This is a genomic window from Stappia taiwanensis, from assembly GCF_014635285.1.
GTDB lineage: Bacteria > Pseudomonadota > Alphaproteobacteria > Rhizobiales > Stappiaceae > Stappia > Stappia taiwanensis.
In genome coordinates this window covers 390,832-406,002 of record NZ_BMCR01000004.1, presented here as the reverse complement: position 1 = coordinate 406,002, position 15,171 = coordinate 390,832, and the positions used below count along the sequence as shown (strand labels likewise).

The following is a 15,171-nucleotide window of genomic DNA, read 5'->3' as shown; positions in this document are numbered from 1 at the left end:
GGGTAAGCGCGCCCCTGTCGCGTGCGGCGGACCCTGTCACAAGGACCAAAGGTCCGCCGCACGGCGGATGAGTGCAGCCCCCGGAAGGGCGATGCGTCGTCACATGCCGGGGCCAACGTGTCGCGACCCCGGCGCCGGTCATGCGCGGTCCGATTACTCGGAGAAGGCGGCCTGCTCGGTGACGGGCGGGCTGAGGTTCAGCGATCCGTTGACGGTGACGCCAAGGTCGAGCGTGTCCTTCCAGGCCCAGAGCTGCATGCTCTGCACCACCGGCACCGCGCAGACCTCGTCCATGATCTTCTGCTGGGCGGTGGCCCACAGGGCGAGCTGCTTCTCCGGATCGGTTTCGACACGGGCCGCCGCGATTTCCGCATCGGCAACGGCGCAATGGGAGAAGTTGGCGATGGCCGTCTCGGTGCCGACAGTGGCATCCGAATGGAAGAACTGGGAGAGGTAGACGTCGGCCACCGGGAACCGGGCCGCCGCGTAATGGGTCACCTGGCTCATGTCCTTGCGGATCTGCTCATGGAAGGTGGCGTGTTCGACGGTCTCGATTTCCAGGGTGATGCCGGCTTCGCGCAGCAAGGCCTGCACCGCTTCCATGGTCGAGAGCATGCCGGGCAAGGTGGTATGGATTGCCTTGATCGTCACCCCGTCCGGATGACCGGCTTCGGCCAGCAGCGCCTTGGCCTTGTCGATGGAATATTCGTAGGTCGGCACGTCGGCGGTGAAGCCAAGATGGCCCTCCGGCACCGGCGAGAGCGCGGCCAGCGTGACGTCCGGTCCCTTGAACTGCACCATCGCATCCCGGTTGATGGCATGGGCGACGGCCCGGCGCACCCGCACATCGTCCAGCGGCGGCATGGTCATGTTGAGATGGATGACGGACATTTCGCCCGGCTTCATCACCGTGACCTTGGTGCCGGGGACCTTCTGGATCCGCTCGACCCAGGTCTGTTCCTGCTTGCCGTAGATCATGTCGATCTCGCCTGCCTGGAAGGCCAGATCACGTGAGGAATCGGAGGGAATGTAGCGGTAGTAGATTTCCTTGATCTTCGGCTCGCCGCGATAATACTCCGGATTGGCGACCAGCTTGACGTATTGCTGCGGCTGATACTCGGCGAACATGAAGGGACCGGTGCCGATCGGCGTGCGCTGATACTCCTCGCCAAGCGCTTCGACCGCATCCTTGCAGACGATGTTGCCGCCATGATAGGGCACCAGCAGGCCCAGCAGGCTCGGCACGGTGTTCTTCAGCTTGATCGTCACCTCCAGCGGACCGGTCGCCTCGACGCTGTCAAAGGCGGTGTAATCCTTGGCGAAGGCGGAGACCTCCGGATTGGCCGACCGCTTCAGCGAATAGACCACATCCTCCGCGTCGATCTTGCCGTAGTCACCGTGGCATTCCACGTCGTCGCGCAGGGAGAAGGTCCAGGTCAGCCCGTCGTCGGAGGTGGCCCAGCTCTTGGCGATATCCGGCTCGATGAACTCCGGGCTGGCCTCGCCCGGCTTGATCCGCACCAGGCCGCTGAACATCCAGTGCAACAGCCCCTTGTCCGGGGTCGAGGTGGCGACATGCGGGTCGAGCTTGCCGGCATCGGCGCTGCCCATGCCCACATTCAGCGTGGTGCCGGCGGCAAAGGCATTGCCCGCCACCAGCAGTCCCGCCAGCGCAATTCCCATCCGTGCTTTCATGTTTTTGTCCTCTGGTCGGTTGGTTCTTTTTATGGATGGCCCAGGTTCACGCGAGTCCTAGGGTCCGGGCCCTAAAGCGTGTCCTCCAGCCGGCAATTCACCAGCATTTCCGCCATGGCTGCCGTATTCGGCAGGGCCATTGCCAGGGCGGTTATTTCCGCGAAATCCTCCGGGTCGATCATCTCCTCCCGAGTGATCTTGGTGACCCCGTCGGTCAGGTCGGTGGCAACGAAGCTCGGGCAGATCGCCGTGGCGCGCACGCCATGATCCCAGCCGATGCGGCGGGTGCCATGGGTCAGCGCCATCACCGCGTGCTTGGTCATGTTGTAGGCGATGTTCTCGTTGCGCACTCGTTTGCCCGAGAGCGAGGCGACATTGATCACCCGGCCATTGCCGGCGGCCTTCAGATGCGGCAGGCATATCCGGGTCAGGAACAGCGGTCCCTTGACGTTGATCGCCCAGAGCGCATCCAGCTCCGCTTCCTCGCCTTCCTCGATCGAGAATGTGTTGGAGGTGCCGGCATTGTTGACCAGCCCGTCGAGCCGGCCGAACCGGTCGAGTGTGGCGCCGAGCCAGGCCTCATGGCTGGTCCGGTCCGCCGCGTCATAGCGTGCGCACAGAAGCTTGTCCCCCCCGGGTGCCCCCTTCAGGCCGGCTTTCGCCCGTTCCGGGTCTCGCGCGCCGGCGCTGACTGAATAGCCCTTGGCAAGAAGCGTTCGGGCAATGGCGAGACCGATCCCCCGGCTCGCTCCGGAAACCATGATGACGCGACCTTCGGGGTTGAGCAATGGGCTCTCCTTATCCGTGCAGGGTGAGGGGGGCAGTGGCGACGGCGCCATCGGCGAACCGGTCGAAGCGGAAGGAGGCAAGCCGGTCGTCCGGTTCCTCCCCAATGGCGAGCCGCGCGGCCATCGGCCCCGTCACCGGGCCGATGCCGAAGCCGTGCCCGGAAAAGCCGGCGGCGACGACGAGATTTTCAAACTCCGGCACCCGGTCGATGACCGGAAGGGCGTCGGGCGTCAGGTCGAGCGCGCCGGCCCAGACGTCTTCCAGCTCCGCCTCGGCAAAGGCCGGAAGCACGCGCCGCACCTTGTCGATGGTCGCCTGCACCGAACGTATGCGGGGGCGGATGGCGGGCGCGCCGGCGCGCTCGACCAGGCCACCGGCCCAGTCCTCCGCGCCGCTTGTCACCCGCAATCGCCCGGTGAGTTCCTGCCGGGCCGCCATATCCGCATTGGCAACGCCGAGCACCGGGGCGAGAAGGGGAGCGATGGGCGCGCTTCTGAGCACCGTGACCATCGGTCGGCGCAAGGGGAGCGTGGTACCGAGCGGGGCGAGCAACTCATTGGCCAGAAAGCCGGCGGCGAGCAGCACCGCGCCGGGGGCAAGGGCGCGCCGGTCGGTGATTACACGGCTGATGCGCCCGCCTCGGGTCTCAAGATGCCGAACGGTCTCGCCAAAGGCGAGCGTGGCACCTTGCTCGCTGGCCCGCCGGGCAAAGGCGGAGACGGTGGCGACCGGGTCCGCATGCCCATCGGTTGGACAGAAGGAGGCGGCGACCACCTCGTCGGACAGGGGCGGGGCGATCTCGCGGATCGCGGCAAGGTCCGCAAGATAGCGCAGATCGAGGCCGGCGGCAGACTGGTCGGCGACCAGCGCCCGGATGGTCTCGGCCTCTGCCGCATTGCGTGCCAGCCGCAGATTGCCGGAGCGGCGATAGCCGGTCTCCGCGCCGAGTCGTTCGTCGAGCTCCGGCCACAGGGCGACGGCGCTGCGTGCCAGCGGCAGTTCCGCCGGGTGGCGCCCGGACTGGCGCACCCCGGCCAGTGTCCAGCCGGAGGCCATCGCCGCCGGGCCATAGCGGTCGATCAGCTCCACGCTTGCGCCCATCTCGGCAAGCTGCAGGGCGGCGGAGGCTCCGGTGATCCCGGCGCCGATGACGAGCACATCCGGTGTGGCAAGGGGCGCGCCGGTCATGCGGCCGCCTTTTTGCCAAAGCGGGCGAGAGCGAAAGGCGTCATGTCGACCAGCGGCTGCTGACCCTCGATATGCTGGACAACGAGCTTGGCCACCCCGGGGCCAATGCCGAAGCCATGACCGGAGAGCCCGGTGGCGATCACCAGTCCTTGCCAGCCGGCCGGCTCGTCGATCACCGGGATCTCGTCGGGCATCACGTCGATGAAGCTGCCCCAGGTCTCCTCGATCTCGATCCCCTCAAGCCGGGGATGTAGCGCCTTGGCCGAGGCCAGCACGGATCTGAGCAAGGCCTGATCCGGTGCCGGATCGAGAACCCGGACCTGTTCGAACGGGGTGACCTCGTCCGCCTTCCAGCGATGCCGTCCGAGCGGACCGAAGAACTCACCGCCCAGTCGGATCTTGAGGATGCGCCAGCGATCGGCGATCACCGGCAGGAAGGCGCGCAGATGGGTGAAGGCGGCGGGAATGATCTGGAATTCCGCCGCGCCCGAGCGGGCGATGGTGTAGCCGCCATCGGCCCGCCGCCGCAGCGAAGCCCGGGTTGCGCCCACCGTCCCGGCGATGATCTCCGGCGCCGGCCCGGTGCGCAGCACCGAGGCCTTGATCGCCAGTTGCGGCAGGGAAAGGTCGAGATTTTCCAGAAAGGTCCGCGACCAGGCGCCGCCGGCGAGAACCACGGTCTCGCAGGCGATTTCGCCCCGCTCGGTGACGACGCCGCTGATCCGTCCGCCGCTGCGCGTCACCGACCGCACCGCGCAGCCTTCAAGGATCACCGCGCCGCAGCGCTCCGCCAGCCGCGCCATCGCCGGAACCGCAAGGGCCGGTTCGGCGGTCGCATCGGAGGGGGTATGCAGGGCGCCGGCGAAGCGGTGGTCGTCGCGTTTCAGAAGCTCATCCGTTTCCCGGGGCGAGAGCAGTCGCGCGCCATGATCGAAGGCGGCGTTTTCCCTCAGCCAGGCCTCGTGCCGGGCAAGCTCGGCCGCGTTGCCGGCGAGATAGGTGGTGCCGCGAATGCCGTAGCCGATGTCCTCGCCGAGCCGGGGAGCGATCTCGCGCCACAGCCTGGCGCTGTCGATCATCAGTTGCAATTCGCGGGCGTCGCGCCCGGCCTTGCGGATCCAGCCCCAGTTGCGCGAGGACTGCTCGGCCGCAATCCGGCCCTTCTCGCACAGGACGACGGGAATGCCCTTTTCGGCAAGAAACAGCGCCGTGCAGACGCCAACGATTCCGCCGCCAATGATGACGACCTGGCTCTTTTCCGGCAGCGCCGACCGCTCTTCCATCCCGCTCACAGTGCCCTCCCGACATGTGTCAGCTTGTCACAGTGAGCAGGCTGTGGATATAACGCAAATACTGTTTCCTTCGTTACACATGCGGAAATGTTATAGCGAAAATGCTGTCGCAGCGTTCACTCGAGGCGTTTCAGGCCGTCATGCGCACCGGCACGGTCTCCGCTGCCGCCGAGGAATTGGCGGTCTCCCAGCCAGCGGTCAGCCGGTTGATCCGCGACCTTGAGGAGCGGCTTGAGTTGTCGTTGTTTCGCCGCTATGGCGGCCGTGTCGTCGCCACCCGCGAGGCGCACGAACTCTGGACCGAGGTCGAGCGCAGCTTCGTCGGCCTGACCCAGATCGAACGGGCGGCGGCACAGATCAAGCAGGGCCACCGGGCGACCCTGACGATTGCCGCGGCACCGGCCATCGCCCAGTCCGCGCTTCCCGGCGTGGTGGCGCTCCTGCTGGCGGAACGGCCGGAGTTTCGCGCCGAATTCCTGTCGATGACGACACTGCCGGTGGTGCGACAGGTGGCGCTGCGCCAGTGCCAGATCGGCTTTGGCATTCCGAGCCAGCACAAGTTCGAGATCGACGTGATCCGCAGCGGATCCGTGCCCTTCCGCTTCGTTGCTCCGGCCGATCATCCGCTGGGCGCACGGCAGGTGATCCGCCTGCGCGATCTGTCAGGGCTCGATTTCGTCGGCTTCGTCGATTCCACCATGTCCGGGCGCACCTTCGACCGGCTGTTCGCCAAGATGCGCCACCCGCCGCTGCCGAAGATGAAATCCTACCTGTCGCATATCGTCTCCGCGCTGGTGCTGCGCGGTATTGGCGTTGGCATCATCGATGCCTTCACTGCCGAAGATCACGCGCGCATGGGCGGCATTGTCCGGCCGATCGAGGTCATCGAGCGCTTCGAGTATTCGATCATCAAGCCCCTTGGCGACAAGCTGAGCGGAGAATGCGACGCGCTGGTCGAGACCTTCGAACGCTATGTGGAGCGCTATCAGGACGCATAGGCGGGTAAGGGCGGAGGGGCGCCAGACACCAAAAAAGCCAGTGCCGGAGCACTGACCTTATCTGGTGCATATCTCAGCTTGTTAACGGCTGGACTGCGTTTTCTGAACGCAACCACTATTGTGCATCATGTTTGTTTCGTCAATCCTGCCGGGAGCAATCTGGGGGATGGGATGACGAAACTTACCACTCTGGGCCTCGACCTTGGAACCAACTCGCTCGGCTGGTGCCTGATCGAAACCACGGGCGAGCCCGGCGCGCGGGAGGAGGGGCGCATTGTCGACATCGGCGTGCGGATCTTCTCGCAGGCGGAAATGGCCGGCCGCGACCCGCAGTCGAAGGCCTCGCTGGCGGTGGCCCGGCGCGAGGCGCGCGGCATGCGCCGTCGCCGAGACCGCTATCTGAAGCGCCGCGCCCGGCTGCTCGACCTTCTGACCGAAAGCGGCCTGATGCCGGCGGAGGCCGAGGCGCGAGCCCGGCTGTTGAAGGAGACCTCTGACGGCAAGGGCGGTGATCTTGACACCTCCGTCTATGCCTTGCGCGCCCGCGCGCTCGATCATGCCCTGACCCCGCATGAGCTGGGACGGGTGCTGTTTCAGCTCAATCAGCGGCGCGGCTTCAAGTCCAACCGCAAGACCGACAGCAACGACGCGGAGCAGGGCAAGATCGCTGCCGCCGTGACCCGTCTGGAAGAGCGGATGCTGGAGGACCAGGCCCGCAGTTTTGGCGAATGGCTCGACATGCGCCGCCGCGCCGGTCTGTCCGTGCGCGCCCGCATGACCGCCGATGGCAAGGGCTATGATTTCTACCCTTCGCGCGCCGTTCTGGAGCGGGAGTTTGACCGCATCTGCGACCGGCAACGGCTGTTTCATGCCGATCTTCTCACCGAAGGACTGGTGGCGGAGCTGCGGGAGGTGATCTTCCACCAGCGCCCCTTGCGGCCGGTGCTCCCGGGCAAATGCTCCTACAACCCGGCGGAGAGCCGCTTGCCGAAGGCGCATCCGCTGTTTCAGGCCTTCCGGCTGATGAAGGAGGTCAATGAGCTGGAAATCGTCGGCGAGGACCAGAAGCACCAGAAGCTGACCCCTGAGCAGCGCGATGTGCTGGTCCTGCTGCTGCGCACTGGCCTCAACAAACAGGGCAATGCGCCCTTCTCCAAGCTGCGGGGTAAGTTGAAGCTCGGCAAGGAGGTCCGCTTCAACAAGGAAAGCGACAATCGCAAGGGCCTCGATGGGGATGTGGTGCATTTCCGCCTGTCGCGGCCGGAGTGTTTCGGCAATGACTGGAGCGCCTTGCCGCTGGCCCGCCAAGCGGAGATCACCGAACGGCTGCGCACCGCGAGCGACCGGGACGAGCTGATCGTCTGGCTGCGCACCGACTGCGGTCTTGCCGCTGAAAACGCCCGCGCTGTTGCCGATACCGCCATGCCGGAGGGCTTCGGCCGGTTGGGCGAGACCGCGCTGTCCTCGCTGCTCGAAGAAATGACCCGAGGCGTGGACGAGAACGGTTTCGTCATCACCGAGGCGGAGGCGGCGATCCGGGTCTATGGCCGCACCAATTCCCAAGGCGATCCCAACCGCGAAGCGCTCGACCGGTTGCCGAAGTATCAGCAGATCCTGGAGCGGCACATTCCCCCCGGCACCGGCGGCAAGGCCGATCCCAAGGCGCCGGAATGGGACGAGGTGATGGGCCGCATCACCAATCCGACGGTGCATATCGCTCTCAACCAGTTGCGCCGGGTGGTCAATGGCGTCATCGCCAAGCATGGCCGCCCGAACCGCATCGCCATCGAACTGGGTCGCGAGCTGAAGCTGAACGAGCAGAAGCGGCAGGAGGTCAACAAGCGGATCGGCGCGAACACCCGGGCGGCCAAGGAGCGGTCCGCAAAGCTGACCGAAACCCACAAGCAGCCCGATACCGGCTACAACCGCTTGCGGCTGAAGCTCTGGGAAGAACTCAACCCCCAGCCGGTCAACCGGGTTTGCATCTATTGCGGCAAGCCGATCAGCGGCAACATGCTGTTCAACGGCGAAGCGGATGTGGACCACATCTTGCCCTATTCGAAGACGCTGGATGATGGCGAGGGCAACAAGCTGCTCTGCTGCCAGGCCTGCAACCGGGAAAAGCGTAACCGCGCGCCGGCGGAAGTGCCGCAGTGGCGGGGGCGCTATGACGAGATCCTTGCCCGCGCCACCACCTTGCCGAAAAACAAGCAGTGGCGCTTTGCTGAGGATGCGATGACACGCCATGGCGAGGAGGAAGGCTTCCTCGCCCGGCAGGTGACCGACATGCAGTACATGTCGCGGTTGGCGCTCACCTATCTGGCGGCGCTCTACCCGGCGGAGGAAGCGGGCATCGACGGCGTGTTCCGCCAGCACAGCCGGGTTCGGGCGCTGCCTGGGCGCATGACCGAGATGCTGCGCCGCAACTGGGGCCTCAACGACCTTCTCTATGACCACAATCACGCCGAGGTGGTGAAATCCAAGAACCGGCTCGACCATCGCCACCATGCCATCGACGCGGCGGTGATCGCTTGCACCTCGCGGGCGTTGATCCAGAAGCTGGCAACGGCCTCCGCCCGGGCAGAGAGCGAGGGGGTGGAGCGGGTTGCCCGTGAGGTCCGGCCGCCCTGGCCGACGTTCCGCGACGAGCTGCGCGAGAAGGTGCGCGCCACCGTTGTCAGCCACAAGCCCGATCACGGCACCGTGTCGCGTACCGGCTATGCCAACGGGCGCGGCCAGACCGCCGGCAAGCTGCACAATGACACCGCCTATGGCTACACCGGCGAAAAGGACGCCAAGGGCAACGATCTGGTGGTGCGGCGGGTGCCGCTGTCGCATTTCAAGAAACCGGCTGACCTGATGGCGATCCGCGGCAATGTGCATGGTCATTCGGAATTGCGCGACCGGCTGTGGGAGGCAACGCGCGGCACCGAAGGCAAGGCTTTTGAGGCTGCGGTGCAGCGCTTCATCGAAAGCGATGAAAAGTTCGCCGGCATTCGCCATGTGCGGGTGGTCGAGCCGCTGCGGACCATCCCGATCCGCGATGCCAATGGCCGCGCCTACAAGGGCTACAAGGGCGACAGCAATCACCGCTACGACGTCTGGCAGTTGCCGGGCGGCAAATGGAAGGCGGAGGTGGTCTCCACCTTCGATGCGCATCAGCCGGGGTGGTGTTCGCCCGTGCGTGCCGAGCATCCGACGGCGAAAAAGGTCTTCAGCCTGCAGCAGGGCGACTGCGTGGCGCTGGAGGGCGAGGATGGGCGCCGGCTCTGCCGCGTGGTGAAATTCGCCGAGAGCGGAAAGCTGACTTTGTGCGATCATCATGAGGCCGGCACCCTCAAAAGCCGGGATGCCGACAAGCAGGATCCGTTCAAGTACATCTACCGCAGTGCTTCGAGCCTGCGCCGGGACCGGGCGCGCCAGGTGCGTATCGATGAAATCGGCCAGGTGTTCGACCCCGGCGCATGGTGGGAGAAGACGCCCGATTAACCACGGATTAACCTTGCGTGCGCGGCAGACTGCATCTTCTGGTAGTATATCCGCATGCAACGCGTGGTCGATCTGTCATCCGACGGCCTGCATGTGGCCGTCCACCGGGGCTTCCTCACGGTTTCGAAGGACCGTGAGGAACAGGGGCGTGTGGCGCTCGATGACATTGGCGCGGTCATTGCCCATGCGCATGGGCTGAGCTGGTCGAACACTGTGTTTACCCGTCTGGCCGAACGGTCGGTGCCGGTGGTTCTGTGTGCGGCGCAATCATGCGCCCATTGCCTGTGTCTGGCCGCTGGAGGGGCATCACGCGCAAGGGGCGAGGTTGAATGCGCAGGTCGGCGCGGCGCGGCCCCTGTCCAAGCGGCTGTGGCGCGATATCGTCGTCGCCAAGATCCGGATGCAAGGGGCGGTGCTCGCCTCCGCAGGCGGTGAAGCGGGGGCCTTCGACCTCTTGGCGCGTAAAGTGCGCTCGGGCGATCCGGAAAATGTGGAGGCGCAGGCCGCGCGTCGCTACTGGCAGGCGTTGATGGGGCCGGAGTTCCGCCGCGACACCGACGGCGATGGGGTGAATGCGCTGCTGAACTATGGCTACACGGTGCTGCGGGCGACGGTGGCCCGGGCCATCTGCGCCGCCGGATTGCACCCCACCATCGGGCTGCATCACAGCAATCGCGGCAATGCCTTCGCGCTGGCCGATGATCTGATGGAGCCTTACCGGCCGCTGGTCGACCGTCTGGTCTTCAACCTTGGCCGCGACGGCATCGCGACGGTGACGCCCGAGGCCAAGCGGGGTCTGGCGGCTCTGACCGGGTTCGACCTTGCCAGTGCCCAGGGCATGACGCCGCTGCATCTTCATGCGACCCGGTTGGCGCAGCAGCTCGGCGCGGTGTTTCAGGCGGGAAAGGGGGAGCTCGACCTACCGCGTGCGCCCGAACCGCTCGTTCTCGCCGGTTTGGGCCGGGAAGGGGAGGCGCTGTCATGACCACCCTTTACACGCAGAAACGGGGAGAGCGGACAGCGCCGACATACCTGTCCGCTTACAGGCTGATGTGGATGCTCGTGACCTTTGACTTGCCGGTGGAGACGAAGAAACAGCGTGCCGCCGCGACCAAATTCCGGCAATATCTGCTGGATCAGGGTTTTGAAATGAGCCAGTTGTCGAACTATCTGCGGCTGGTCAATGGCCTGGAACAGTTCGAGGCGCATGTGCGCCGGATCGAAGCCAATCTGCCGGAGCGGGGCGATGTCTTCATCTTTCAATTCACCGATCGGCAATACGAAAACATCGTCCGCTTCAGCGATCAGTCGCGCCGCGCGCGGAAAAAGAATCCCGAACAGATCGCGCTTTTCTAGCAAAGGCTGGGCGAATTTGCCGCCGAGAAAGGCCCAATCCGCTTGGGTTTTCAAGGGATTGGGCCCTTATCTACGGTAGCAGTTCAGAAAACGCAGGCCAACCGCAACGCGCGGTTCTACGATCAGTTGGTGCATGGAACGGTAGCAGTTCAGAAAACGCAGGCCAACCGCAACTGGTCGGCCGTCTGGATGCTCAGGCGATCCACGGTAGCAGTTCAGAAAACGCAGGCCAACCGCAACTAGTCGAAGGTCACCAGATCGACCCCTTTACGGTAGCAGTTCAGAAAACGCAGGCCAACCGCAACGGCATGAGATGCGGAATCTTCACGCCGTCGACGGTAGCAGTTCAGAAAACGCAGGCCAACCGCAACGCGCCCGCCTGTGGCCGTTCGTGCCCAACTACGGTAGCAGTTCAGAAAACGCAGGCCAACCGCAACCGCGCACAGGCCGCGCCCTCCATTCTCGACGACGGTAGCAGTTCAGAAAACGCAGGCCAACCGCAACAGCTGGAGGCGGACAACAAGCGGCTGACCGACGGTAGCAGTTCAGAAAACGCAGGCCAACCGCAACTACCCTAACTACGTCCCCTTTGTGGCGGCGACGGTAGCAGTTCAGAAAACGCAGGCCAACCGCAACACGGGTGGTCGCGATTGCCAATCGACCGGGACGGTAGCAGTTCAGAAAACGCAGGCCAACCGCAACAGGCTCTTGGCGTAGTCGTCTTCGGACATACGGTAGCAGTTCAGAAAACGCGGGGCCAAACGGAAAACGCCGGAGCGTTGGGCCTTCCGACCCAAACACCCCGGCGCTCCAGAGCAAGGCTACCGATTACTTTTCGGCGCAGGCGCGGATCTTCTCCAGATCCGGACCGTTCGGCGTGCGGCCGAGATTGAACGGTGCGGAGGCATCGCGCCAGCCGCTGTAATCCTGCAGGTAGCTGAGCTGGCTGAGGTAGACCTTGGCCGAGGACGGGTTCTCGCAGGCGGTGTCCTCGATCACCTTGTTCGCCATCTGCTGGACCTTCTCCAGCGTCTCGTCGTCATAGCGGGTGATCTCGACGCCTGCTTCCTGGAACTGGCGATAGGCTTCCGAGGCGCGCTTTTCGGTGAAGGCGAGCGACCACAGCAAGGTGGCGTCGGCTGCGATCTTCAGCTTCTCCTGGGTCTCCGGAGACAAGGCATCCCAGGCCTGCTTGTTGATCATCACCCCGAACACCGAGGCGGACTGGTGCCAGCCCGGGGTCGCCCAGTGCGAGGTGACCTGATGGAAGCCGCCGGAATAGTCCACATTCGGGGTGGAGAATTCGGCGCCGTCGATCACGCCGCGCTCAAGCGACTGATAGATCTCACCGCCGGCCATCGACACCTGGTTGCCGCCAAGCTGCTCCAGCAGCCGGCCCTGCTCCAGACCGGACAGACGCAGGCGCTTGCCCTTGAGGTCTTCCAGCGAACGGATCGGTGAGTTGGTGCGGAAGCCGGATTCGTTGTTGGTCACGCCATAAGGCAGGTAGACCATGCCGAACTTGCCATAGACCTCGTCATAGATCTTGGCGCCGCCCCACTGCTGGATCCAGTTGACGTAGTCGACGGCGTTGAACAGGCTCGCGGTGGTGGCGAGCGGCGAGAAGGCGGGGTCGCGCCCGGCCCAGTAGCCCGGCCAGTCGGCACCGGCCTGGATGGTGCCGGATTCGACCGCCCCGAACACCTCGCCAGCGGGCACCAGGCTGCCGCCTTCGTAGAAGTCGATCTTGAGGTCGTCGCCGGTCAGCTTGTTGGCCAGCTCCACGAAGTGCTGATCGGTGGCGATCAGCTCCAGCGAGGAGGGCCAGGTCGTGGTCATGGTCCACGTGTCGCCGGCATTGGCCGGGCCGCCGACCAGTGCCAGCAGGGCCACACCGGCCATCAGCTTCGTTGCTTTAAGCATATAAGATTCTCCCACTCTTATTTGGTCGCGTAAAGAACGTCCGGCAGCCATGTCACCAATGCGGGGAACAGGGCCACGACGATGCACATCATGATGATCAGCCCGATGAAGGGCAGAACCCCCATGATGATATCGGCCGTTTTGACCTCCCTTGGGGCTATGGCGCGCAAGTAGAACAGCGCATAGCCGAAGGGCGGGGTCAGGAACGATGTCTGAAGAACCACCGCCATCAAAACGACGAACCACAACAGGTTGATGTTCATCTCCTGCACGATCGGCAGGAAGATCGGGAAGGACAGCAGCACGATGCCGGTCCAGTCGAGGAAGGCGCCCAGCAAGAAGACGATGAACATCATCATCGTGATCAGCAGCCAAGGCTCCATGTCCAGCGCGCGGATGATCTCCTGCACCGCGCGCAAGCCGCCGGTGATGTTGAAGACACCGGTGAAGGCGGTGGCGCCGATGACGATGAACAGGATCATCGCCGAGGTGCGGCCGGTTTCCTTCAGCGCGCCATAAAAGGTATCGAGCCGGAACTTGCCGCGCAGGATGACGATCCCCAGCGCCAGCGCCGCACCGATCGCAGAGGCCTCGGTCGCCGTGGCGATGCCCGCCAGCAGGCTGCCGAGAATGCCGAGGATCAGGACTAGCGGCGGGGCCGCCTCAAGGGCGAGAAGGCGTAGAAGCTGAGCCCGGCTCACCTTCTCGTCCGGCTCCACCGAGGGGGCCATGTCGGGCCGCAGCACGGCAACGACGGCGACCCAGCCGGCATAAAGCAGGCCGAGCAACACGCCCGGCACCATCGAACCGGCGAACAGCTCGCCGACCGAAAGCGGCGAGTAGCTGGCCATCAGGATCAGCATGATTGATGGCGGGATCAGGATGCCGAGGCAGCCGGAAGAGGCGATCACGCCGGTCGTCAGCCGCGGGCTGTAGCCGTATTGCAGCATCGGTCGCAGCGCCATCACGCCCATCACGGTGATCGAGGCGCCGATGATGCCGGTCGTCGCCGCCAGCAGGATCGAGATGAAGACCACGGCAAGGGCGAGGCCGCCGCGCACGTTGGACATCAGCAGCCGCAGGGTTTCGAACATGCGGTCGGTAACGCCGGAATCGGACAGGAACCGCGCCATCAGCACGAACAGCGGAATGGCGATCAGGGTGTAGTTGTCCAGAACATCGCCGAAGATACGGTTGATGACGATGCCCAGAACCAGCGGCTTGCCGGCGATCAGCGCGCCGAGAACCGCTGTGCCGCCAAGGACGAAGGCCAGCGGATGTCCCATGAACAGGCCCAGCAGCAACAGGCCGAACATGGAAGCTGCAATGAGATCAGGCGTCATGTCGGTTGTACTCTTCCCTGTTCAGGACCAGCTTGAGGAACTCGGAAATTCCCTGCAGCAGCAAGAGCCCGGCGGCCACGCACATGGCGATCTTCAGCGGATAGACCGGCAATTGCACGGAGCCGTAGGTTGTCTCGCCTTGCGCCCAGGAGCGCTGGGCGAACTCCCAGGAGCGGGTGAAGAACACCCAGGCGAAGGGGAAGAAGAAGATCGGATAGCCGGCGGCCTCGATCCAGCGGCGCGGCGTCGGCCGGAGCGCACCGGTGATGAGATCGACCTTCACATGTGCCTGATAGCGCAGCGCATAGCCGCCGAGAAGGACAAAGTAGAACCCGAACATCTGTTTGGAAACGTCAAACGCCCAGCGGGTTGGCGCGTTGAATGCGTAGCGCATGATGACGTCATAGATGATGATACCCGCAAAAATGATGGCAATGACACAGATAACCCGTCCCACAACCTCATTTATGCCGTCGATAAAGCGGAACAGCATTAATCCTCCCTGCATTAAGACCGTTCACGCCTGAGCGGTTCTTCTTATCGAATTCTTGAATCAGCTCCCATGCTGACCAAGTTGTGCGACAATAATATGTAACCTCAATATCCTTTGGGGCGCGTCCTGAAAAACCGTCGTCAGAACCGAAGCCCCTCCTCCACGGGGGATTCTGACGAGAGCGGTCTGTGTTCGGGCGGCCCGAGTTCGACCTTATGGGCAGTGAGAATGAGTGGGAAACATTCAGGCGTGTGTCGGTTTGATCTGAAAGGTCAGCGATATGGTCACATATCGGGGTGGTTGCCGCTCATGATAGCCAGATGGCCGTATGTCGCAAGACGTTCGTGCCCGATCCAGACAGCTTTCCCGCAGCTGTGCACCGGCGAATAGGCGCGCGCGTTCGAAAAGGGGACGGCGGCGCCCGATCCGCCGATCGGCCGTTTGTGGATTTGCCTTTGGCGGCGGCGGATGGCATTACGTGTTTTTTCTTACGCGAACAATTGTGCCCGGGTGGGGGCAAGCATCGGCGGGCAGAGGCAAGCCGGCGGTGTTGGAGGAAAGTATTTCAGGGTTTGTCAATTGCCCCGGGCTATTGCTGGCCTGTC

The 15,171-nt window shown here is 64.3% G+C and carries 11 protein-coding genes and 1 CRISPR repeat array; of the genes, 4 read left to right on the top strand and 7 right to left on the bottom strand.

The window, feature by feature from the left end; genetic code table 11:
- Window positions 1–153 precede the first annotated feature (153 nt).
- From IEV83_RS12525 to IEV83_RS12510, 4 genes are all read right to left on the bottom strand, one after another.
- The gene (locus IEV83_RS12525) at window positions 154–1,695 is read right to left on the bottom strand and encodes an ABC transporter substrate-binding protein (protein WP_181761730.1); all 1,542 of its coding nucleotides are present in this window, start codon (window positions 1,693–1,695) and stop codon (window positions 154–156) included.
- 71 nt (window positions 1,696–1,766) lie between these two features.
- Entirely contained in the window at window positions 1,767–2,483 is a 717-nt protein-coding gene (locus IEV83_RS12520) for an SDR family NAD(P)-dependent oxidoreductase (RefSeq protein ID WP_244628166.1), read from the bottom strand.
- Between the two features lie 10 nt (window positions 2,484–2,493).
- Window positions 2,494–3,672 carry an NAD(P)/FAD-dependent oxidoreductase gene (locus tag IEV83_RS12515; protein WP_181761729.1) on the bottom strand — a complete coding sequence of 393 codons (1,179 nt, stop codon included), beginning with the start codon at window positions 3,670–3,672 and terminating at the stop codon, window positions 2,494–2,496.
- A complete protein-coding gene (locus IEV83_RS12510) occupies window positions 3,669–4,955 on the bottom strand; it encodes an NAD(P)/FAD-dependent oxidoreductase (RefSeq protein ID WP_181761768.1) in 1,287 nt (428 codons plus the stop codon). Before IEV83_RS12510 ends, IEV83_RS12515 begins: the two co-directional genes overlap by 4 nt.
- A gap of 110 nt (window positions 4,956–5,065) precedes the next feature.
- On the opposite strand from IEV83_RS12510, the gene IEV83_RS12505 reads away from it, so the two are divergent.
- From IEV83_RS12505 to cas2, 4 genes are all read left to right on the top strand, one after another.
- Window positions 5,066–5,962: a LysR family transcriptional regulator gene (locus IEV83_RS12505; protein ID WP_181761728.1), complete on the top strand. Its 897-nt coding sequence runs from the start codon at window positions 5,066–5,068 to the stop codon at window positions 5,960–5,962.
- Between the two features lie 171 nt (window positions 5,963–6,133).
- Window positions 6,134–9,451, top strand: coding sequence for a type II CRISPR RNA-guided endonuclease Cas9 (gene cas9, locus IEV83_RS12500; RefSeq protein ID WP_181761727.1), 3,318 nt, complete (start codon window positions 6,134–6,136; stop codon window positions 9,449–9,451).
- A 256-nt stretch (window positions 9,452–9,707) separates the two neighbouring features.
- Entirely contained in the window at window positions 9,708–10,436 is a 729-nt protein-coding gene (gene cas1, locus IEV83_RS12495) for a type II CRISPR-associated endonuclease Cas1 (protein WP_244628165.1), read from the top strand.
- Complete coding sequence (cas2, locus tag IEV83_RS12490) at window positions 10,433–10,807, top strand: CRISPR-associated endonuclease Cas2 (RefSeq protein WP_244628164.1); 375 nt, start codon at window positions 10,433–10,435, stop codon at window positions 10,805–10,807. The genes cas1 and cas2 overlap by 4 nt, the downstream gene beginning before the upstream one ends.
- 72 nt (window positions 10,808–10,879) lie before the next feature.
- Window positions 10,880–11,509: a CRISPR direct-repeat array (repeat unit 36 nt; unit sequence ACGGTAGCAGTTCAGAAAACGCAGGCCAACCGCAAC).
- 126 nt (window positions 11,510–11,635) lie between these two features.
- Here cas2 and dctP read toward each other — a convergent pair.
- Genes dctP through IEV83_RS12475 form a run of 3 tightly spaced genes read right to left on the bottom strand, consistent with a single transcriptional unit; the run spans window position 11,636 to window position 14,566 of the window.
- The gene (dctP, locus tag IEV83_RS12485; protein WP_181761726.1) at window positions 11,636–12,730 is read right to left on the bottom strand and encodes a TRAP transporter substrate-binding protein DctP; all 1,095 of its coding nucleotides are present in this window, start codon (window positions 12,728–12,730) and stop codon (window positions 11,636–11,638) included.
- A gap of 17 nt (window positions 12,731–12,747) precedes the next feature.
- The gene (locus IEV83_RS12480; protein WP_181761725.1) at window positions 12,748–14,073 is read right to left on the bottom strand and encodes a TRAP transporter large permease; all 1,326 of its coding nucleotides are present in this window, start codon (window positions 14,071–14,073) and stop codon (window positions 12,748–12,750) included.
- Window positions 14,063–14,566 carry a TRAP transporter small permease subunit gene (locus IEV83_RS12475; protein ID WP_181761724.1) on the bottom strand — a complete coding sequence of 168 codons (504 nt, stop codon included), beginning with the start codon at window positions 14,564–14,566 and terminating at the stop codon, window positions 14,063–14,065. The genes IEV83_RS12480 and IEV83_RS12475 overlap by 11 nt, the downstream gene beginning before the upstream one ends.
- Between the last annotated feature and the right edge of the window lie 605 nt (window positions 14,567–15,171).